Source organism: Pseudomonas sp. LBUM1666, from assembly GCF_059695775.1.
Window position 1 is genome coordinate 2,496,697 of record NZ_CP166789.1, and the last position, 20,545, is coordinate 2,517,241.

Sequence of the window (20,545 nt, forward strand, 5' to 3'; positions counted from 1 at the left end):
GACCCTGTGCCGCAGGGAGGACTCTTCATGGAAAGCGATGTCTCGCAAATAAGCACTTCGACCACTGGCAATCGGAAAAAATGGACCCTTGCCGCCTACAGGTATATGGCAAGAAAAAGACTCGCACGAAAGGCGGATATCAACTTAAAAAGCTTGGCGGCGAAAACCTGGGATATTGCTCCGGGTGGGACATCCTATTCTCCGCCTGCATTCTTCCTGCCCAATCAAATGGACCGCGTCACAGGGTGGGAGGCGAAGCGCTTTTATCCTTTCGAGCATCCTGCTCGCACAATGGAAGGGCTGGGCAACGTAGTACAAGGCCCGACACGTGGCTACCTGATCAAGGATGTCTGGCTGATCGATGGCGCGCTCTACAAGAACAATGCAAGTCACTGGTTGTCTCTCAAGCCCGGTTTGTTCCCGCGAATTCTCGTGGAAAACGAGATCGAGCGCGGTGCCGCCTACTGCACGCAAAATGGAAATACATGGTTTGGTACATGGTTGATGGAAAACTGCCCGACCTATTCATTGGCATGCGATGAAGGCGTCCCGATAACCACCGCGCCATCCGCCAGGTTTCCTCTATTTACCCAGGCCCCCGCCTATGAGGACTGGTTTGATATGAAGCCGCTTCGCTTGCACAGTGCGTTTTTTCGTGAACTCGTGCTGTTCGACGATGTGAGCAACAATCAAAGCAGGCATTTACGTTTCCGTGCCATGGGTGAAAAGCTACTGTCGCACGTGAGCTATGAGACTCACCCTGGCGTGTTCATTCTCCGGGGTGGGGACGGTGACTTGCGCTTTTTGCGCAATGAAATGGAGCTCGCTGAACATCTGCGCAAGAGCAGAGGGTTTCGCATAGTCGATCCTTTGAAAACCGATGTCCCGACCATAGTGGCGACGTGTGCCGGGGCGCGGACCGTGGTGGGGGTCGAAGGGAGCCAGCTTGTACATGGTGTCAATGTACTGCCGCAGGGTGGTTCGTTGCTGGTGCTGCAGCCACCGAACCGTTTCGTCAGCTACTTCAAGTACCTGACGGATCGCGACAACCAGAATTTTGGCTTTGTGGTCGGAACGCCAGAGGGCGATGGCTTCAAAATCGACATTCAAGAGGTTGAGCGCACACTGGACCTGCTCCCATCCTGATGGGTGATGGCGCCTCACTGCGATTCACCGTTTCAGTGCTCTTTGACCTTCTTGATGCGGAAAATAATCAGCGCAAGGATGGCGATCGCGAGGGGCGTCATCGCCAGCATCGCCTCTCGCGGGGCCACCTCGGCGCCGAGCAGGTGCAACCCTGAGTAGCCAAGCTTGAGCAGGTTCAGCAGGTAGTAAGTAATAGCGATAATCGACAGACCTTCCACGGCGCGCTGGATCTTGATCTGGGCGTCGGCGCGGGCGTTCAGGCTTTTGAGAATTTCCGAGTTCTGTTCTTCCATTTCCACCTGAACCCGGGCTTGTAACAGGTCGCCCAGGTTGGCCACGCTTTTGGCCAGGTGCTCCAGGCGTTGCTCGGTGGCGGTGCAGTACCTGACGGTGGGTTTGAAACGGCGTTCGATGAACACCCCGAGGCGCTGGCAATCGCCTACGTGACTTTCCCGCAATTCGCCCAAGCGCTCGTAAACGAGTTGCGCATAGGCCTGGGTGGCACTGAAGCGGTGGCGGGTTTTCGCGGTACTGCTGACCACTTGGGCTGACAGATTGGAGATGTCCGCCAGCAGGGCTTTCGCGTTGCCGCTGTCGGCGTCGGCGTTACGCTCGGAGAGGGTGACCAAGGTCTTGTCAAAGACATCAAGTTGCGCGCTCAAGGTTTTGGCTGTGGTCAACGACAGCGAGGCCATCATGCGGTAGGTCTCGATTTCCAGCAGACGGCGGATCATCCGCCCTTGGCGGTAAGCGTTGAGGCGCCGGTTGACGAACAGGATGTGGTTGTTGCCGTCCTCGCTGAGACGAAAATCGCTCCAGACCACCGCATCGCCACCGCCCACGCAGGAACCGCACGGGTCCTTGAAGCCGTAGCCGGCGAGGTCCAGGCCGGCTTCGCCACGCACTACGATCTGCACCGAGTTGATCAGCTGCGGCAAATGCGCTTCGACCTTCTGCGCCAGCACCTCGGGCAGCGATGTCCAGGACAGGTCATCGCAGGATGAAGTGACCACCAGGGTCAGGGTGAAGAACTCGGCGTGGCGTTCCCATTTCAGGGCGTGGCCATCGAGTTGGGTGATGCCCTGGGCGGCATGAGGATCGATCGGATCAGAGCAGCAGCGCTCCAGCAGCGCATTGCACTCCGGTTCCCCGCCAAGGAAGGCCAGATGAAACACATGGGCCGGTTCGTCGAAATACAATGACGGACGCGCGTGCAGTTCGTTGTGCAGGGTTTGTCTTTGCGGATGCATGCTGTTCAGGCCATTGATCGACTGCTGTTGTAGGTGGGACAGGTCGATGAACTCACGAGTCACAAGCAGCAATCCATGGTTTTGCGCGGAACAATCAAAAAAAGGCGCCTTCTACAACGTGAATCGGGCGCCCAAAACTGAAGAAATTGCCGCTCACTTTTTGCTTGATTGCTCTCTGATCTGAGTCAGGCTGAGTCGAGGGGTCAATGCTTCAGGGTCGACTCTGACCTCAATCAAGGATGGCCGGGACATATCAAGGCAGCGTTCAAACGCTGGGGCAAATTCCGACGTGGCGGTGACCACCTCGCCATGCAGTCCGTAGGCTTGGGCCAGTGCGGCGAAATCCGGGTTGAGCAATTCAGTGCCTGACACGCGTCCAGGGTAATTGCGTTCCTGGTGCATTCTGATGGTTCCGTACATTCCGTTGTTGATCACAACGAAAATCACATTGGCGCCATATTGCGCTGCAGTCGCTATCTCCTGGCCGTTCATCAAGAAGCAGCCATCTCCTGAAAACGAAACCACCACTCGATCCGGGCAAGTCAGTTTGGCGGCCACCGCCGCAGGAACGCCGTAGCCCATGGAGCCATTGGTAGGGCCTAACTGAGTGCGGTATTGGCGAAACTGATAGAAGCGTTGAAGCCAGACGGCATAGTTTCCGGCGCCATTGGTCAGAATCGCGTCGTCCGCAAGTCTGCGATTCAACCACTCAATGATTTCCGCCATTTGGACATCGCCAGGGGAGGGCGAGTGTTGCAGATTTTCGCGGTAGTTTTTGTTCAGGGTGCGCGTCCATTCACTCTTTATTTGGCTGGTCGCCACCGGAAGTTTTGCGGCTGATTTGGCAAAGGTCGACATGCTGCTGTTGATCGCTAACGCAGGTTGGTAAACCCGCCCCAGTTCCTCGATGCCTTGGTGAATATGGATCAAGGTTTGCTTCGGTACCGGGATTTCCAGGGCCGCATATCCGCCCGTTGAAACCTCACCCATTCTGGAACCCACGACCAACAGCAGGTCGGCGTTTTTTACCGCTGAGGACAACTGCGCTGACGCGGCGAAACCAAGATCGCCGACATAGTTCGGGTGTCGATTGTCGAACAAGTCCTGGCAGCGAAAGGAGGCGGCAACCGGGATATTTTGCTGTTCAGCAAAAAGCCGGATGTCGTGCACCGACTCGGTATCCCAACCGCTGCCACCCAGCACCATTAATGGACGCTCTGATTGCTCAAGCAGTTGCTGCATGGCGGCCATTTGCTCGGCTGCCGGTGTCATCAATACCCGTTTGAAAGGCCCGGCATCACTGACTTCCGCCATTTCGGTCAGCATGTCTTCCGGCAGTGCGACCACTACAGGCCCAGGCCTGCCATTGACCGCTCGGTGGAACGCCTGGCTGATGAGTTCGGGAATTCTGCGGGTGTCGTCTATTTGCACGACCCATTTCGCCAAGGGGCCAAACATCTGGCGAAAATCAACTTCCTGAAAGGCTTCGCGATACTGCTGATCGCGAGCGACCTGGCCAATGAACAGAATCATCGGTGATGAATCCTGAAACGCTGTGTGAACGCCAACCGAGGCGTTCGTAGCACCCGGGCCTCGGGTCACGAAGCAGATGCCTGGCTCTCCAGTGAGCTTGCCGTAGGCTTCTGCCATATAGGCCGCCCCACCTTCCTGGCGGCACACCACCAGATCGATTTCTTCTTGCACGTCATGCAATGCATCGAGAACCGCGAGGTAGCTTTCTCCCGGAACACAAAAAGCTCTTTTGACGCCATGGATGCGTAAGGCATCCACCAATATCTGACCTCCGCTACGACGAGAAATGGTTTTATTCATTGTTATCTCCTGAGTCGAATGGTGCGGTGTGAAAGGGTGAATCGCTCTCTTTCTGGCAGGTACTGACTCGATCAATTGGAAGAACAACGGCTAACGTCTGCGGCACGAATTCTGAGCATCATCGAATAGGGGTACAAACGATGATTGCTCAGCACTTCATTCCCTCAGCTATTGAAGTCGGACTTCAAGTCACCCGGTGACTTTTTATGCTGCCGCGCGCTTCAGGCGTGACTACAAATCGTGAAATTGCAATTTCACACGACTACCGACTAATATACGATCCATATACATTTCATATTGGATTGGACAGTGGGTATCGTAAAAATTTCAGAAGCCATGCACGAGAATCTGCGCGTCGCCAGCGATGCGTTGAGTCGCTCGATCAACGCCCAGGCCGAGCACTGGATGCGCATCGGGATGCTTGCGGAGTTACATCCCCACCTGGACCACAGCGACATCTGCCGCTTGCTGATTCGTGCCGAACTGGCGGGCGGCCTCGATTTAAAACAGCTATGCGCACTCGCCGATTTTTCGCAAAGCGCCCAGGTTGATACCGCACCAGGAGTCAAGCAATGAAGGCCAACGTCAAGCTCAATACCCCGGCAGAAATAGCCATGTCTCGTGCTGCGGGCACGCTGGCCGCCGAGGTCCTGGCCATGATTGCTCCCCACGTCAAAGCGGGGGTCACCACCGACCAACTTGATCAGCTCTGTCACGACTACATCGTCAACGTGCAAAAAGCCATTCCGGGCAATGTCGGCTATCACGGTTTCCCGAAAACCGTGTGTACATCGGTCAACCAGGTGGTCTGCCATGGCATTCCTTCGGCCACGCCACTAAAGGATGGCGACATCGTGAATATCGACATTGCCGTTATCAAGGAGGGTTGGTACGGCGACACCAGTCGCATGTACTTCGTGGGTGAGCCCGGCCCGGATGCCCGACGCCTGGCAGAGACGACCTATGAAGCGATGTGTGCCGGTATTCGTGTCGTCCGCCCCGGCGCTACCCTGGGGGACATTGGCCATGCCATTCAGACGGTGGCCGAAAGAGAAGGATTCAGCGTCGTGCGCGAATACTGCGGACACGGTATCGGCAAGATTTATCACGATGAGCCGCAGGTCCTTCACTACGGCTACCCAGGCCAGGGCCTGAAACTGAAAGCCGGCATGATCTTCACCATTGAACCCATGTTGAACGCTGGCAAACGCCATGTGAAAACGCTGGCTGATGGCTGGACCGTGGTCACCAAGGATCACTCACTCTCGGCTCAGTGGGAGCATATGGTCGCAGTCACTGACGACGGCTTCGAGGTTCTGACCCTTTGGCCCGATAGTGTCGATGGGTATCCCGCCATCGTTTAGGCGCAGCTTGCGAGTGACATAAAGCTACGTCACTGCTTTCAGCTCGCCTGATCAATCGCAAAATGGCGCTAGTGGTTTTGAAACTTCTGCAGTTAGCATTGAGGTTTATCAACGCACCCAACGACCTGTTGGGTAACGTAACCGAGTAGGTCGAACATTGATCGAGCGACGCCAATTTAGCGGAGGCATGAAGGGGAAAAATCTCCGCTATTTGAATGAGAACCCCAACGAGAAGGCTCAAGTGGTTCGGGCAGGATTTCTGTTACTTGAGCATTTCTCGCTGCCCGCATTCACGCAAGCACTGGATACGATTGTCACCGCGAATCTTCTGCGACCCGGGTTGTTCTCTTCCCGGACGTTCGGCTTGACCGATGAGGAGGTCATCAGCGACCTGGGCCTGGTCATTCGGCCGGATACCCGTTTCGATGGCCCGACGATCCAGGACCTGGATCTTCTGGTCATTTGTGGCGGCTACAGGACAGAACTCAAAGCGACGGATGAACTCATCTCCCTGTTGAGGGCTGCATCAGACCAGGGCGTCATTCTGGCCGGGTTGTGGAATGGCGCATGGTTCCTGGGAAGGGCAGGCTTGCTTGACGGATATCGTTGCGCGATTCACCCCGAACATCGTCCCGCGCTTGCGGAAATCTCCAAGGCGACGCATGTCACCAGTGAGCCCTACGTCATCGATCGAGACCGGCTCACGGCTTCCAGTCCCTCGGGGGCATTCCACATGGCGCTGGACTGGATCAAAGGTTTGCACGACAAAGCCCTCGTCGAGGGTATCGAAGACATCCTGGCTTTCGAGGAGTCGCGTTATCGGCGCATAAAGCCGACTGAAAATATCTGTGTGAGCGCGCCATTACGCGAGGTGGTAAAGCTGATGGATGCCAACCTCGAAGAGCCTCTGGAGTTGGAGCAGTTGGCGGTTTACGCAGGCCGTTCGCGTCGACAACTCGAGCGCTTGTTCAAGGAGCAACTGGGCACAACGCCGCAACGGTATTACATGGAGCTGCGAATTACCGAAGCACGTCGACTGCTCCAGCACACAGAGCTGTCCCAGGTGGACGTGTTGGTTGCGTGTGGCTTTGTATCGCCCAGCCACTTCAGCAAGTGCTATAGCTCGTACTTCGGATACAGGCCTTCCAAGGAAACGCGACTCGTCAAATAAAACGGCTTTTTGAGTCTGTGCTTACTCCTGATTGGCGCAGATTTACGCCGACCCTTTGCCAATCATATTTTGGTTACGGACGGCGGCTTGCCCGGTAGGTATATCGCAAACCAATCAACAGAAACAGGGTGATCAGGCCGAGGGCTATCCCACGAGTAATCGCCGGTTTAACCAATGGCACAGGGTTATCTTGTTGGCAGGCTGCGCTATCGACTTCTGCGACGGTGATTTGCCCGTAGTCTGTCAGGTGCCGCTTTTCGCCATTCAGGATCGCCGCCTGTTGTTCCAGATCCAAAGCCTGATACTTCCAGAGCGTTGACGATCCTTCTCGGCAATAGGTGAACGTTTTAGGGGTTGAAGCGGCAATAATACAAGCGTCGTTGATGCCCCGTTTTTTCAGCGTTTCAGCAGCTGACCTTGTGAAGTCCAGATCCAAGGCGGGAATAATCCCTGTAGCAGAAGCCGCGACTGAAACCAAAAGGCTGCCGGCGACGCAGATTGTTGAAATTTTCAAGGCAGGGTTCCCCTTGTTGTTTATTATTTTTTGATTGACGCTCGGAGCTTGGCCAGCCTGCCTTTAAGGAAGTTTGGCAATTAATAAGCCTGCCAGCTTTGGCGGGCGAAAGTCCCCAACCTTGGGGGGATTCCTGAAAGTGGGGCGGTCTGTCGTCTAGATGCTTACCACAATCAACACCCTGTTCAGGTCCTGCATAAACTCCATGATCGTCACCAGGCTTGCGGTCTGCATCAGCACCAGCGGTCGTCTACCAAGACCTATCAGGCATAAACATTCGAAATTCCGGAAAGATAGCCAGGTACCGCAAAAGATGCCAAAGCAAGGCTTGGGCCAATAGCCAAGTATTTCGACGAGACCGATGACTCGGGGGCGTCACCCGGGAAGTGCCCCCCGAACATGGGATAGCGGCCCGTGGAGCTTTCGCGCGTCGCCTCGTCTTGGGTGACATCGTTCGACCATCACGCCGTCTTCGACGCAATAACTCGTCTGCGTTCTTGCAGGCGGGGAAATTCCTGCTTAACTCTGAACATATGGTCAGTCAGTGACTCAGCGGTCACGGTGGCCATCCGAGCACCCTCGCGCGTTTGTTGCTTGTCCGCGTTACCAGATTCAGCCCGAGGAGGCCTATGCGTTGACGCTTGAAAACCACCCTGAGTTATTAATGTATTGGCCTGACACTTCACTGTCAGGTCCACGTGTACTGCTTTCTGCGATAAGGCCCTGTGGGCATCCCAAACGCTGTGCGCTTAGTCCAATGGGTTCAAGGAAGTAAATGTCATGATGCCGAAAACTGCCATCGTCGAGATCTGCGGGAAGTACAAGGTTTATACCGAGCACTATCTCAACACCGCAGCTGACAAGACCATCATTCTGGTCAACGGCTCACTGGCAACGACCGCATCTTTTGCCCAAACGGTGCGTTACCTGCAACCACGATTCAATGTGGTTCTCTACGACCAGCCCTACGCCGGTCAGTCCAGAGAACACAACCTCCACGGCCAACCGATCCGAAAGGAAGACGAGGCCGCGATACTGCTGGAATTGATCGAACACTTTTGTGCACACCATGTACTGTCCTTTTCCTGGGGCGGTGCGGCCACTTTGCTGGCGCTGGCCCAGCGGCCGCGACGAATCGAGAAGGCGGTGATCAGTTCATTCGCAGCGCGTATCAATACACCGATGCGCGATTACCTGGAGAGCGGCCTGAACCATCTCCAGGCTTGCGACCGCCTCAATGTAGGTCGCTTGATCAACAGCACGATTGGCAAGCACCTGCCATCGCTGTTCAAACGCTTTAATGACCGCCATGTCAGAAGCCTGGCCGAGCACGAGTACAGGCAGATGCATTTCCACGTCAATGAGGTGCTGACCCAAGACACCCATTGCTATGTCGCCTGTGCCGCTGCCATCGAAATACCGCTGCTGTTTGTCAACGGCGAATGGGATGAGTACACCTCGGTCGAAGACGCCCGGCTGTTCGCCGATCATGCGTCTCAGTCCCGGTTCCATACCATCAAGAACGCCGGGCATTTCCTCGATATGGAACACCCGGCGGCCTTGCATGACACCCGCCAGGCCTTGCTCGGTTTTCTGGACCCAGCTTGCAGGAAGCAGGGTCGTGTTGCCTCAGATATCCAGGTCAATTACGTATGAGCCATTGAATTCTGGATTTTCATTAATGCCATTTTTTGCATAACCCCGGGCATTGCAAATGACCTGGGTTTTGCCTACCGGATAGTCAAAGCTCCCATGGGTATGGCCATGTAGCCAAAGTGCCGGCTGCCAGACTTTGATCCGGTCTTCGAGGTCTGAAACAAAACTCGCGTTAATCGGCGAATTCTCAAACAGCGGGCCTATGCTCAACCGTGTCGGTGCAAAATGCGAAACCACCACCGTGGGAGTGGTTCTGTCGCGGGTGAAGCAGTCTTCCAGCCAGGCGACGGTCTGTAAAAAAATCAGTTGGGAAACTGCCGGGCTGAACAGATCTGGAAAATCGGGCGAAATTTTTATGTGGGTGAAGTCCCGCATGAGCTTCGTAGCCAGATCAACACCCTGTGCCCGATCCTCTGCAGAATCGAAAAGACGATAGTCAGACCACAGGGTGCAACCCAAAAACCGCACGCCGTTGTGGAGATACTCCGAGCGTTCCAATACGTGGATCTGTGTGCCTTCCGACAATCTGTTCAAGTGCTCATAGGTAGAGATCAAGTCGCTGCCATAAAACTCGTGATTCCCTGCCACGTACACGATCGGAACAGGGCACGATTTGGCCCACTCAATGGCCGCAGCCGGACGGGAGATGTCTCCCGCGAGGACGACAATATCGGCATCCACATCGGGAAAAGGTAACGCGTTGACGGACAAATGGATGTCTGACAGCAAGGCGATGCGCATCGATCAACTCCTACCTGTTTTGAATGTCAGCCCCGTTTAACTCACGTCGAGGCGTCAACAACGGGCGTCAGACGCCGCTCCATAATGATCGTGCGCTCGGCACCGTGAAATTCGTCGCGGACCTTTCGATAGCCCAGCTTGAAGTAAAAGGCTTCTGCGGTGATGGAAGAGGGGACGCGCAGTACTTCGATTCTTGCGTCTTGGGCGACAGATTGAAGGGTTGCCATCAACCGCCTGCCGAGTCCGACACCCTGATGGCTGGGGTCGACGAATACGCTACGCACAACGTCTTGATCAAGGCTGGCCGTGGCGACCACACGCTTATCGATGGTGGCGACAAAGACCTGGCGTTGGCTCAACAACGTGCGGATGGCATCGGCAGAAAAGCTTTTCTCTACCTGTGTGATGACGTCGGGCGGGTAGTCCAGGGCATTGGACTGGCGCAGCGATTGAATGATGACCCGGCTGATGTCTGTCGCATCGTCAGAGATGGCGAGTCGAATCTGGTTATTCATTTTTAAGACCTCGATCCTTGTGCCCTTACCAAAATCCTTTAGTCCGATCTCGAGCGGTCAATGTCGCAATAGCCTGCGCCAGCGACTATTTGAGCTGCGCCGGGTGGTTCGCAGGCCTTCATTGGCTGCGCGCGGTGAACCGAGGCGCACGATATGGATGGGCATGGTCGATGTGTTCCCCCTCACACCTGGAAGAAATCCCTGAGACTTTTCCATTCATTCCAACGAATAACCACAGAGCCGGCGGGATATGGCCGACTTCTGCAGTGTGCGGGAGAAATCGGCCACGCTCTGGAGTCCTTTATCCCCGCGAGTTTTCGAACCACTCCAGCGCCGTGCGCCAGATGCAGATCCCCAGGAAGTAAGCCGACATCAGCAGCCAAAGCCCCATCACCAGCGGGTTGATCACTGGATGGTTGACCACCAGCGACAAGCTGCACAGCAGCCAGATGGCCGTTACCGCGATGTTGATCGGCATGAACTTGCGCACGCGGAACGGGTGGAGGAACTTCATCCGGGTCACGGTCAACAGCGCCAGGCCGATGATGGTGAGAAAAGTGATCCACGGCGACGGGGCGATGATGTACAGGCACAGGGCTACCACGTTCCAGGCGGCGGGGAAGCCCTGGAAGTAGTTGTCCTTGCTCTTCATGTTGACGTTGCAGAAGCAAAACAGCGACGAGACCAGAATCAGCGACACGGACAGCAGCAGCGTGTAGTCCGGCAACGGGATGTAACGATAAATGAACAGCGCGGGGATAAACACGTACGTCAGGTAGTCGATGACCAGATCGAGGATCGATCCATCGAAACTTGGCAGTACCGACTGGACATTGACCTTGCGTGCCAACGCGCCATCCAGCCCATCGACGATCAGGGCGACGCCCAGCCACAGCAGGCAGTTTGTGGCCTGGTTTTCCAGCAGGGCGAGGGTCGCGAGGAAGGCAGTGACCACGCCGGTGGCGGTAAAACCATGGGCGCCCCATGCTTTGAGCCTGGCGATGTGTAGGGTCGATATCACGGGGGCGTTCTCCAGAAAGTGAAGCAAGCCTGTTATCACCCCTTCAATTGGGGGTGTCGGCAAACCAAGTCAGGTTGCATGTATCGACCGGGTATCCGGGGATAAGGTTCACCATCTGTAAATCTTAGCTGGGCCGCAAAAAAATACCCCGGATAAATCCGGGGTATTAAATGAAACATCGGCACAGGGCGATACGTTGTACTCAGCGCAGTAATCGGCGGATTGATCGGCTGCAGACAGGCTCATTCACAGCGCCTTGCTCATGAACACCCGACTCGTGCCTGGTGGGTCGCAGGGCACTTCGCCAAAGCGCTGCCAGCCGTGTTTTTCATAGAACTGCGGGGCCTGGAAACTGAGGGTATAGAGCACCGCCGAGCGGCAACCGCGACGACGGCCTTCGTCCTCGTACGCGTTGAGCAGTCGAGAGCCAAGCCCGGAGCCGCGCAGGGACTCGGGCAAGTAGAACAAATCGAGAAACAGCAGACCGAGCGACGTACGTCCGGTAATACCGCCCAGCACCTGACGGGTATCCGGATCGCGGACCGTTACTGCCAGCGACTGGCGGTCGTTGATGCCGCTCATCTGATCATTGAAGGCACTCAGCCCGGCGCTGAGTACTTGCTCGATTTCAGGTTCGATGACGTCGCTGACGACAATCAGGTGGCGGTCCATGTGTTCGTTGATCCTGTGGGCATCGGGTTAGCGAGGGTAGAACACTCGCAGCCGATGGTCATCGGGGTCAAGGGCAATAAGGGTTTCACGTCAGCCAAACGGTGGTGGCGCATTTGCCGGCGAGGACTATCGTTGCCTGACTGGATCACTCCAACCGATGAGGACATCGTCATGAACACCAGCGATCTGCTCGAACAACTTCTGCGGGCCGGCCAAGGCTCAATGTCGCAACAGGGTGGCAGTGGCGCGTCGGCCCAAGGTGGTCTCGGTGGATTGCTCGGCGGCCTATTGGGCGGTGGTGCCGGTTCAAGCGCCGGGGGTGGTGGCCTGGGTGGTTTGCTCGGTGGTCTGCTGGGCGGTGGCTCCGCCGTGGGTGGTTCGACCCGGACCCGGTCGGGTGGCGGCACTAATTACGCGGCGCTGGCGTCACTGGGGATGATGGCATTCCAGGCCTATCAGGCCTGGCAACGCAGCCAGGCCTCGGCGCCGCAACAGGCACCGCGCACTGTCGACCTGTTGTCCGGCCCGGAAGTCGAGGACCACAGCCATGCAATACTTCGTGCATTGATTGCAGCGGCGAAGGCCGATGGACGGATTGATGACGCCGAGAAACAGATGATCAGTACCGAAATCGGCCGCCACACCGATGACCCAGAGCTCCAGCAATGGCTGGATGACGAAGTCGCACGGCCGCTGGACGCCGCCGATGTGGCGCAGTCGGCCACGGATTCCGGCATGGCGGCGGAGATGTATCTGGCCAGTGTGATGCTGGTGGACGATCAGCAGGACGCCGAACGTAGCTATCTGGATGAACTGGCTGCGGCGCTGAGTATCGATCCGGAGCTGCAAGTGCATCTGGAGCAACAGGCCAAAGGTGGTGTGGCCTGATGATCGTTCCCGCGCTCTGCGTGGGAACGATCATAATCAGCTGAAGCCTAGGGCTCTACCGGGTTTCAGGCGTTTTTCGGCACCAGAAACGTAACGCCGAAGCTCTCGGCGATTGCCAGGATCCGCGGCAAATCCTGCGGCACTTTGAGCTGATCCACCGCGGCAAAGAACTGACCACCGCGCGGATCAGACACCACGCCGATCATCTTTGCCGTCGCGCTGACGTTCTTGTAAGCATGAATAGTCCCACCGGGGATATGCACATAACCCCCGGGGAGAACGGTGGTGGCCTTGCCCGCAACCGTCACTTCCACCTGCCCGTCAATGACGTAGAACGCTTCGTCCCAAGGGTGAAAGTGCGGAGGTGGCCCGCCGCCTTGCACGCCTTGCTGGATATGCATTTCAAAAGGTTTGCTCAGATCCCCGCCCGCGAGAATGGTGATGGCCTCACCCACGACATTGACCGGGTCGGGGGTTTTTTCGGGCTCGATGACATGAACCGTTCGCATGATTGCTCTCCGAAGGATGAGTCCACACCCGCTGAGTATATTCACTTGATCTGGCGCCGGGTGCCGCGCCACAAGCCCGTCTGTCCGGGGGATTTCAACGCCGATGGAATTTTCTTCCGGGGGTGTCGCTCTGCTGATGTAGAGACGTGCTGATTCAGCGTCCTGCCACTGGCCTCAGACCGAGAGACGACCCCATGACTGCCCTGACACGACTTGAATCCCAGCCGGCCCACCAACGCGCGATCCTGACCGCCGGCAGCCTGAAATCTATCTACGAACAGTTATTGCTGAGCGACGATATCGAACACCAGCGCGCACTCGGCCAAACCTTCCTCGAGGCTCAACTTGCGCAAGCAATGGACCTGCCGGAAGACATGCCACGAGACCTGTCCGCGCTGCCAACCTTTGTCGTACAGCATTGCACCGACGTGGCACGCCAATACGCCGATTACCTGCAACAGCGCAAGGACGGCGGGCCGCGGCAGTTCTTCACCAACAAGGCGCACGCGTTGTATTTCCTGCAAGCCGTTGCCCCGACCAAACTGGTGGATGGCGCGTGGTTGTATGGCCTGTTGCGGCACTGGCAGGACCCGCGTTTCGAAGGGCTGATTTGCACCTACCTGGAAGAGCTGGGCGACGGCAACCCGGCGCAAAATCATGTGGTGATTTACCGCAAGCTGCTCGCCGAACATGGTTTGCTGGACAACGCGTTCATCCCGGACCAGCGTTACTTGCAAGGTGCGGTGCAATTGGCGCTGGGTTATTGTAGCGACGATTTTTTGCCGGAAGTGATCGGCTACAACCTCGGTTATGAACAACTGCCGCTGCATTTGCTGATCAGCGCCTATGAACTCAGCGAGCTGGGCATCGATCCGTATTACTTCACCCTGCACGTGACCATCGACAATGCGAGCACCGGCCACGCGCAAAAGGCCGTGCAGTCGGTGCTGCAACTGCTGCCGGTGGAAGGTAACCGTGAAGACTTTCTGCGCAGGGTTGCGCTGGGTTATCGGCTCAACGATCTGGGGCAGGGCAGTCGCGCGATCATCGAGTCGTTCGACCTGTACGGCGAGTTGCTGAGCATGCTTGAACGCAAGCGCCCGTTCGGTCAGCACATGCATTCCGACTATTGCCGGTTTGAAGGCAAGACCGTCAATCAATGGTTGTCGTCGCCGGAGCAATTGCCAGGCTTTCTCAGCGCGATGGAAAACAAGGGCTGGATCAAGCGTCACCAGGACCCGCAAGCCAGCCGTTTTTGGCAATTGGTCGATGGCGACGGCGCGGCCATGTTCGGGGTGTTCAGCCCCTACGAAAAACAACTGCTGCACGACTGGATTGCCGGGGACTGGCGACCTGAGCGAGCGCCGGCCGCGGTTCGACGCGGTAGCAGTGCCGTGACCGAACCACCAGTGCCCGTCAATGATCCGGATGTCCAAAGCCTGCACGCTACACTTAAAGGGCTTGCCGCCGACGAGCAAATCCAGGTGTTGATTCCGTGGCTGTCTGCCCATCGGCACGCCCACCCCGCTGGCCTGATGGCCACGCGACGGTTCATCGAACTCAAATCCGGTTTTCGATAGGGAGCCCTTCATGAATCAGGAAGAACACCTTAGCGCCGCCGATCTGGCCTTACTGCAACTGGGGCGTCGCTTGCAGGCCGACGGTTACCGTTTCATCACGCCAACGCCGCTGACCCATCAGCGGGTCAATGATCGCGTCTTCGGGCAAAGCGCCCGGACCCTGCGCGAAGTATTTGGCTGGTCGCGGCCGTTTGAGCCCGGTCTGTTGTCGGTGGATGAGCAGCGGCAGTTGCAACAGGCAGGTGTCCTCGAGGAATGCAATGGTCGACTGAAAAGTCATGTGCGCTGGTCAAGCCTCGATGACCTGTTGTTCGTGCATTCGGGTTACCCCACTGATGCCGCTGACGCGGTGTTCTTCGGTCCCGACACTTATCGTTTTGCACAATTGATTCACGCCCATCTGCAACAGAGCTTCGCGCCGATCAGGCGCGCCGTGGACATTGGTTGCGGCGCTGGCGTCGGAGCGATTGTGATTGCCCGCGCTCGCCGTGAAGCCGAAGTGCTGGCCGTGGACATCAACCCTTTGGCGTTACGCATGACGGCGGTCAATGTCGCGCTCGCCGAGGTGGCTAATGTCAGCATCGAGGCCAGCGATGTGCTGCAGGACGTCGATGGCCACTTCGACTTGATCGTCGCCAATCCGCCCTACATGGCCGACCCGGCCGAGCGTGCTTACCGGCATGGCGGCGGCGCGCTTGGCGCGCAATTGTCGTTGCGCATTGTCGAGCAAGCCTTGTATCGGTTGGCCCCCGGTGGGTCTCTGGTGCTGTACACCGGCGTGGCGATGATCGATGGCATCGACCCGTTTCTGGATGCGGTGACGCCGCGTCTGGAATCGCCGATGTTCGGCTGGACCTACCACGAACTCGACCCCGATGTGTTCGGTGAAGAACTGTTGACCCCTGGCTATCAGCGGGTGGAACGAATTGCCGTCGTCGCCCTGATTGTCACGCGTATCGGCCCAGGCATCGGGGGCACCGTGACCTCGTCAGCCGGTGCGCCATGACCAGGAGCCTGGACGATTACAATCGCATGCGCGATTTCTCGGCGACCTCTGAACCGGCCGCCGGCAAACGTTCGGGCAAAAAAAACGCGAAAGATCATGCGTTACAGTTTTGCATCCAGAAGCACGACGCCTCGCGCCTGCATTACGACTTTCGCCTGGAGCTCGATGGCGCACTGAAAAGCTGGGCGGTGCCCAAAGGCCCGTCACTGGACCCCAAGGTCAAGCGCCTGGCGGTGCACGTCGAAGATCATCCGATGGATTACGCAACTTTCGAGGGCAGCATTCCCGAAGGGCATTACGGTGCCGGCGAGGTGATTGTCTGGGACCGTGGGGTGTGGATTCCTCAGGACGACCCGGCCGAGGCGTACGCCAAGGGCAAGCTTAAATTTGAGCTAAAAGGCGAGAAGCTCGGCGGCCTGTGGAACCTGGTGCGCACGCACATGCCGGGCAAGCAGGAGCAATGGTTTCTGATCAAGCATCAGGACGGTGCGGCCAAACCCGAAAGCGATTACGACGTGGTCGCCGCCGAGCCTGACAGCGTGCTCAGTGACCGGACCATTGTTGCCAAAAAGTCGAAGACCGCTGCCAAACCCAAACCCGTCAAGAAACCCGCCACCCCGGCGCGCAAAAAAACATCGGCGCCATTGACCGGCGCCCGCAAAGCCAAATTGCCGGAGCTGCTCAAACCGGAACTGGCGACGCTGGTCGAAAAGGCCCCGTGCGGCGAGTGGAGCTATGAGATCAAGTTCGATGGCTATCGGATCATGGCCCGCATCGACCACGACGAAGTCAAACTGTTCACCCGCAACGGCCACGACTGGACCCATAAACTGCCGAAACAAGCCGAGGCGTTGTCCGCGCTAGGCCTCGAATCCGCCTGGCTCGACGGGGAAATGGTGGTCGCCGACGAGCAGGGCGTGCCGGACTTTCAGGCCTTGCAAAACGCCTTCGACTCGGGCCGCAGCGGCAACATCGTCTACTACCTGTTCGACATGCCTTACCTCAACGGCGTGGACCTGCGCGAGGTGCCGGTCGAGGAGCGAAGGGTTGCGCTGTCGACCGTGCTCAACCCCAACAAAGACCCGCTGCTGCGCTTCTCCGATGCCTTTAGTGAAGAACCGGAAGCCTTGCTCAACAGCGCCTGCCAAATGCAGATGGAAGGGCTGATCGGCAAGCGTCTGGGCTCGCCTTACGTGTCGCGACGCAGCAGCGACTGGATCAAGCTCAAGTGCAAGCATCGGCAGGAATTTGTAGTCGTCGGCTTCACCGACCCGAAAGGCTCGCGCAATGCCTTCGGTGCGCTGCTGCTGGGATTGCATGACCGCGACAGCGGTGAGTTGCGTTACGCGGGCAAGGTCGGCACCGGGTTCAACGAGACGACGCTCAAGCGCATCTACGAGCAACTGAAACCGCTGCAAACCAAAAAGATTTCGGTGGTCAATCCACCGAGCGGTTTTGACGCCAAGGGTGTGCACTGGCTCAAGCCCACGCTGCTGGCGGAGGTCGCTTTTGCCGAAATGACCAAAGAAGGTTCCGTCCGTCACGCGGTGTTCCATGGCCTGCGTGACGACAAACCTGCCGAAGACATTACCGAGGAGCGTCCGAACGCCGTGAAGACTTCAGCCGCGAAGAAAACCACTGCCGAAAAACCTTCCACCCCTGCCAAAAAGAAAGCCGCGCCCGCGCCCTCACAAATCGGCCTGGGCGAGGGCAAAGTCCGCATCACTCACCCGGACCGGGTGATTGACGCCAGCAGCGGCACCACCAAAGTGCAACTGGCGGAGTATTACGCCAGCGTCGCCGAATGGATTTTGCCCGAGCTCAAGGACCGGCCCGTGGCGCTGGTGCGCGCCCCGGACGGCATCGCCGGCGAACTGTTTTTCCAGAAGAACGCCGAGCGCCTGGCCATTCCGGGAATCACCACCCTGGACAAGGCACTCACCGGCCAACCGGTGATGATCATCAACAACGCCGAAGCCCTGATCGGCGCCGTGCAGATGAGCACTGTCGAGTTGCACACCTGGAACGCCACCTCGGACAACCTCGACAAACCCGACCGCTTCGTCCTCGACCTCGACCCGGACCCGGCGCTGCCCTGGAAAAGCATGGTCGAAGCCACCCAGCTGACCCTCTCGGTACTCGATGAACTGGGGCTCAAGGCGTTCCTCAAAACCAGCGGCGGCAAAGGGATTCACCTGGTGGTGCCACTGACTCGCAAGCTGGGCTGGGATGAGGTGAAAGACTTCAGCCACGCGATCGTCAGCCACATGGCCACGTTGCTGCCGGAGCGTTTTTCCGCCGTGTCGGGCCCGAAGAACCGGGTCGGGCGGATCTTCATCGATTACCTGCGCAACGGTCTCGGCGCCACGACCATTTGCGCCTATGCCGTGCGCACCCGCGAAGGGCTGCCGGTGTCAGTGCCGATCTTTCGCGAGGAGGTGGGCGAGCTCAAGGGTGGCAATCAGTGGAACGTGCACACTGTGCATGAACGCCTGGCCGAGGTCGGTGATGAACCTTGGGCGGACCTGAAGAAAACCCGGCAGTCGATCACCGCCGAGATGCGGCGGCGGGTCGGGATGAAGAAGTAGTCGATACGCCAGCACCCCATCTGATGGGCGCTGGCGGTCTCGTCCGTGTTACTTGATAAATGCCTGTAGATCACCGATCAGCTTGTCGATCGCCACTTTGAAATCCTTGGTGGTGATCTTCTGGCTGGCGTTTTCCAGTGTGGTGCCGAAGACTTTGCGCACCACTTTGGCCACGGTCTGATTGTTGCTGGCGTCGATGAACTCGGCCTCGATGAACAGTGTGGTGTCCTGATCGCGATGACCACTGACAGCGGAAACACCCCCCACGACGGCGGCGACCGGCACCACTTCATACCACTTCATGCCTTCATTCTCGGCATTCACCCCGGTGATCGCCGCGCGCATGATCAATGTTTTAGAACCGGCCGGCGCTGATTTTTCGCTCGTCACCACCCGATATTTCTGGCCCAGCACGCCTTTGGCCTTGCTGGTCATGTAGCTCTGCAACTCGTCCAGGGTTTGCCGGTTAACCCGCTCATTGGGCTGGGGCGCCGGGTAGAGCTCCAGCTTGTTGAAGGCCACGGTGTTATAGGCGTCTGGATTCCAGGACGGGCTCACCCAGCGCATGGCTGTTTCGCCGCTGGTGGTGGTGACCTCTTGCAAGTTGTTGTAGTTGGACAGGAAGCCGGAATACTGCTCACGCTCGGTGACTTTCGAGGTGCAACCGCCGAGCAGCAGGCTGGCCAGCGCAGCGCCAATAAACAGTTTTCGGGACAAGTTCATAGTGGTGTTTGCTCCATGGATTAAATCGTTTTTTTCGGTCGCAGGGCATCAGAAACGCCAGGTCATGTTGCCGGTCAAGGCCTGAATCCAGGCATTGTCGAACTCGCCGGAAGTTCGAATACCCGACGTGGATTTGGTCTGGTCCACCGGCATGTCGCCGAGCCAGACCATGGCCCAACTGACATTGATGTCGGTGACCTCGTTCAGAGCATAGGTGGCTCCGGCCGCAATGCGCCAGGATTCGCCCATGGGAACGGTAAAAGTTCGGTTTGCGTCCGAAACGGCGCTGCTGTCATACGCCGCGCCGACGTTCCACAACAGTTGCGGCGTGGCCTGATACTGCGCGCCGAGCGCCAGTTGCCAGGTGTCTTTGAAATGGGCGTCGATCGTAGTCGCTTGAGCGCCAAACGCGGTGGTGTCGACTTGCATCGCGATCTCACCGAACTCTGACCAGTCCTGCCAGTTGACCGAGGCCAGCAAGGCCCATTGCGGGTCGAGTTGCTGGAACAGGCTCAGGGTGGCGGTTTGCGGCACCGTCATGTCGAGTTGGGTGTTCAGGCCGTCCAGGCGCTCCAGCGCGGGCCCGTCGCCTTTGACGTCCAGCCCGTCTTCGAAGTCCAGATCAACTTTGCTGGTATAGGACAGGCCGATACGGGTACCGGGTTGCGGGGCATAGATCACCCCCACGTTCGCGCCGAAACCCCAATCGTTGTCTTTGTACTTGAACTGGCCGTCGCTGCGGTCGGTAAAGCCGAAAGGCTCGCGGTCGATCGCGGTTTGGGCTTGCAGCATGCCGTACATGGCTTTCACGCCGACGCCCATCGACCATTGCTCGTTGAATCGGTAAGCGACACTAGGGACAAACGACAAACCGGCGAGGCTGGCGTTTTGTGCGAAGTAGCGCCCGGACCATTCGTTGTCGTAATTGGCCGCCAGACCAAAGTCAGCGTACTGGCCGAAGCCAACGCTCCAGTGGTCATCGAGTTGATGGCTGATGAAAAAACTGCCGCCGGGAATCGGGTCGAGGGCGTTGCCACTGCCAGTGCCGGTGCCATTGGTGTTTGAGTCGCGATCGAAGCTCAGGTCGCCGTAGAGAACCTGCAAACCACCGGTGATCTGTGTGCCGGGCAGATAACTCATGCCCGCCGGGTTACTGGCGATGGTCGAGGGGCCTTGAGCACGGGCCGCGGCACCGGCGTTGGCCAGGCCGGCGTTATCGGTGCCGATTTCATAGAGCATGATGCCGCCGGCGTAAGCGTGCTGACTGCACAGGGCTAGCACAGTGAAGACGGGCAGCGTGGTCGTTTTTATCTGCATGGGTTTACCTCAGCAAATGTCCTTCCCGAACGCAGGTGGCCAGCATCGACC

At 57.7% G+C, this 20,545-nt stretch carries 19 protein-coding genes; 9 read left to right on the forward strand and 10 right to left on the reverse strand.

Features of this window, described 5'->3' with window-relative positions:
* Nucleotides 1–27 precede the first annotated feature (27 nt).
* A complete protein-coding gene (locus tag ACA056_RS11365; protein ID WP_497272768.1) occupies nucleotides 28–1,146 on the forward strand; it encodes a glycosyltransferase 61 family protein in 1,119 nt (372 codons plus the stop codon).
* A gap of 32 nt (nucleotides 1,147–1,178) precedes the next feature.
* Here the strand turns inward: ACA056_RS11365 and ACA056_RS11370 are convergent, their stop codons facing one another.
* Nucleotides 1,179–2,396: a DUF3422 domain-containing protein gene (locus ACA056_RS11370; protein WP_497273522.1), complete on the reverse strand. Its 1,218-nt coding sequence runs from the start codon at nucleotides 2,394–2,396 to the stop codon at nucleotides 1,179–1,181.
* A 153-nt stretch (nucleotides 2,397–2,549) separates the two neighbouring features.
* Nucleotides 2,550–4,229, reverse strand: coding sequence for a thiamine pyrophosphate-binding protein (locus tag ACA056_RS11375; protein ID WP_497272770.1), 1,680 nt, complete (start codon nucleotides 4,227–4,229; stop codon nucleotides 2,550–2,552).
* A 309-nt stretch (nucleotides 4,230–4,538) separates the two neighbouring features.
* On the opposite strand from ACA056_RS11375, the gene ACA056_RS11380 reads away from it, so the two are divergent.
* The 3 genes from ACA056_RS11380 to ACA056_RS11390 all read left to right on the forward strand — a co-directional run bounded on the left by ACA056_RS11380 (nucleotide 4,539) and on the right by ACA056_RS11390 (nucleotide 6,764).
* Nucleotides 4,539–4,805, forward strand: a complete 267-nt coding sequence (locus tag ACA056_RS11380; protein ID WP_497272772.1) for a ParD-like family protein — start codon at nucleotides 4,539–4,541, stop codon at nucleotides 4,803–4,805.
* A complete protein-coding gene (gene map, locus ACA056_RS11385) occupies nucleotides 4,802–5,593 on the forward strand; it encodes a type I methionyl aminopeptidase (protein ID WP_497272774.1) in 792 nt (263 codons plus the stop codon). The genes ACA056_RS11380 and map overlap by 4 nt, the downstream gene beginning before the upstream one ends.
* Before the next feature lie 157 nt (nucleotides 5,594–5,750).
* On the forward strand, nucleotides 5,751–6,764 hold the full coding sequence (locus ACA056_RS11390) for a GlxA family transcriptional regulator (RefSeq protein WP_497272776.1): 1,014 nt from the start codon (nucleotides 5,751–5,753) through the stop codon (nucleotides 6,762–6,764).
* A 73-nt stretch (nucleotides 6,765–6,837) separates the two neighbouring features.
* Here the strand turns inward: ACA056_RS11390 and ACA056_RS11395 are convergent, their stop codons facing one another.
* Nucleotides 6,838–7,278 (reverse strand): hypothetical protein, encoded by a 441-nt coding sequence (locus ACA056_RS11395; protein ID WP_497272778.1) that lies wholly within the window; start codon nucleotides 7,276–7,278, stop codon nucleotides 6,838–6,840.
* A gap of 780 nt (nucleotides 7,279–8,058) precedes the next feature.
* Between ACA056_RS11395 and ACA056_RS11400 the strand changes: the two genes are divergently transcribed.
* Complete coding sequence (locus tag ACA056_RS11400; protein ID WP_497272780.1) at nucleotides 8,059–8,934, forward strand: alpha/beta fold hydrolase; 876 nt, start codon at nucleotides 8,059–8,061, stop codon at nucleotides 8,932–8,934.
* On the opposite strand, the gene ACA056_RS11405 is transcribed toward ACA056_RS11400, so the two are convergent.
* The 4 genes from ACA056_RS11405 to ACA056_RS11420 all read right to left on the reverse strand — a co-directional run bounded on the left by ACA056_RS11405 (nucleotide 8,908) and on the right by ACA056_RS11420 (nucleotide 11,883).
* Nucleotides 8,908–9,675: a metallophosphoesterase gene (locus tag ACA056_RS11405; RefSeq protein WP_497272782.1), complete on the reverse strand. Its 768-nt coding sequence runs from the start codon at nucleotides 9,673–9,675 to the stop codon at nucleotides 8,908–8,910. The two genes, ACA056_RS11400 and ACA056_RS11405, sit on opposite strands and share 27 nt — an antisense overlap.
* A gap of 41 nt (nucleotides 9,676–9,716) precedes the next feature.
* Entirely contained in the window at nucleotides 9,717–10,190 is a 474-nt protein-coding gene (locus ACA056_RS11410) for a GNAT family N-acetyltransferase (protein WP_497272784.1), read from the reverse strand.
* 301 nt (nucleotides 10,191–10,491) lie between these two features.
* Nucleotides 10,492–11,211 carry a phosphatidylcholine synthase gene (gene pcsA, locus ACA056_RS11415; RefSeq protein ID WP_056741835.1) on the reverse strand — a complete coding sequence of 240 codons (720 nt, stop codon included), beginning with the start codon at nucleotides 11,209–11,211 and terminating at the stop codon, nucleotides 10,492–10,494.
* A 246-nt stretch (nucleotides 11,212–11,457) separates the two neighbouring features.
* A complete protein-coding gene (locus ACA056_RS11420; RefSeq protein WP_497272786.1) occupies nucleotides 11,458–11,883 on the reverse strand; it encodes a GNAT family N-acetyltransferase in 426 nt (141 codons plus the stop codon).
* A gap of 171 nt (nucleotides 11,884–12,054) precedes the next feature.
* Here ACA056_RS11420 and ACA056_RS11425 point away from each other — a divergent pair, with 171 nt between their 5' ends.
* Complete coding sequence (locus ACA056_RS11425) at nucleotides 12,055–12,771, forward strand: tellurite resistance TerB family protein (protein WP_497272788.1); 717 nt, start codon at nucleotides 12,055–12,057, stop codon at nucleotides 12,769–12,771.
* Nucleotides 12,772–12,836: 65 nt separating this feature from the next.
* Here ACA056_RS11425 and ACA056_RS11430 read toward each other — a convergent pair whose 3' ends face one another.
* Nucleotides 12,837–13,280: a cupin domain-containing protein gene (locus tag ACA056_RS11430; RefSeq protein WP_497272790.1), complete on the reverse strand. Its 444-nt coding sequence runs from the start codon at nucleotides 13,278–13,280 to the stop codon at nucleotides 12,837–12,839.
* 194 nt (nucleotides 13,281–13,474) lie between these two features.
* Between ACA056_RS11430 and ACA056_RS11435 the strand changes: the two genes are divergently transcribed.
* Genes ACA056_RS11435 through ligD form a run of 3 tightly spaced genes read left to right on the forward strand, consistent with a single transcriptional unit; the run spans nucleotide 13,475 to nucleotide 18,454 of the window.
* Entirely contained in the window at nucleotides 13,475–14,860 is a 1,386-nt protein-coding gene (locus ACA056_RS11435) for an iron-containing redox enzyme family protein (RefSeq protein WP_497272792.1), read from the forward strand.
* A gap of 10 nt (nucleotides 14,861–14,870) precedes the next feature.
* Entirely contained in the window at nucleotides 14,871–15,866 is a 996-nt protein-coding gene (locus tag ACA056_RS11440; protein ID WP_497272794.1) for a methyltransferase, read from the forward strand.
* A complete protein-coding gene (gene ligD, locus ACA056_RS11445; RefSeq protein WP_497272796.1) occupies nucleotides 15,863–18,454 on the forward strand; it encodes a DNA ligase D in 2,592 nt (863 codons plus the stop codon). Before ACA056_RS11440 ends, ligD begins: the two co-directional genes overlap by 4 nt.
* A 48-nt stretch (nucleotides 18,455–18,502) precedes the next feature.
* Here the strand turns inward: ligD and ACA056_RS11450 are convergent, their stop codons facing one another.
* Both ACA056_RS11450 and ACA056_RS11455 read right to left on the reverse strand, forming a co-directional pair.
* Nucleotides 18,503–19,177, reverse strand: a complete 675-nt coding sequence (locus tag ACA056_RS11450) for a DUF3313 domain-containing protein (RefSeq protein ID WP_497272798.1) — start codon at nucleotides 19,175–19,177, stop codon at nucleotides 18,503–18,505.
* Nucleotides 19,178–19,225: 48 nt separating this feature from the next.
* Nucleotides 19,226–20,494, reverse strand: coding sequence for an OmpP1/FadL family transporter (locus ACA056_RS11455; RefSeq protein ID WP_497272799.1), 1,269 nt, complete (start codon nucleotides 20,492–20,494; stop codon nucleotides 19,226–19,228).
* Between the last annotated feature and the right edge of the window lie 51 nt (nucleotides 20,495–20,545).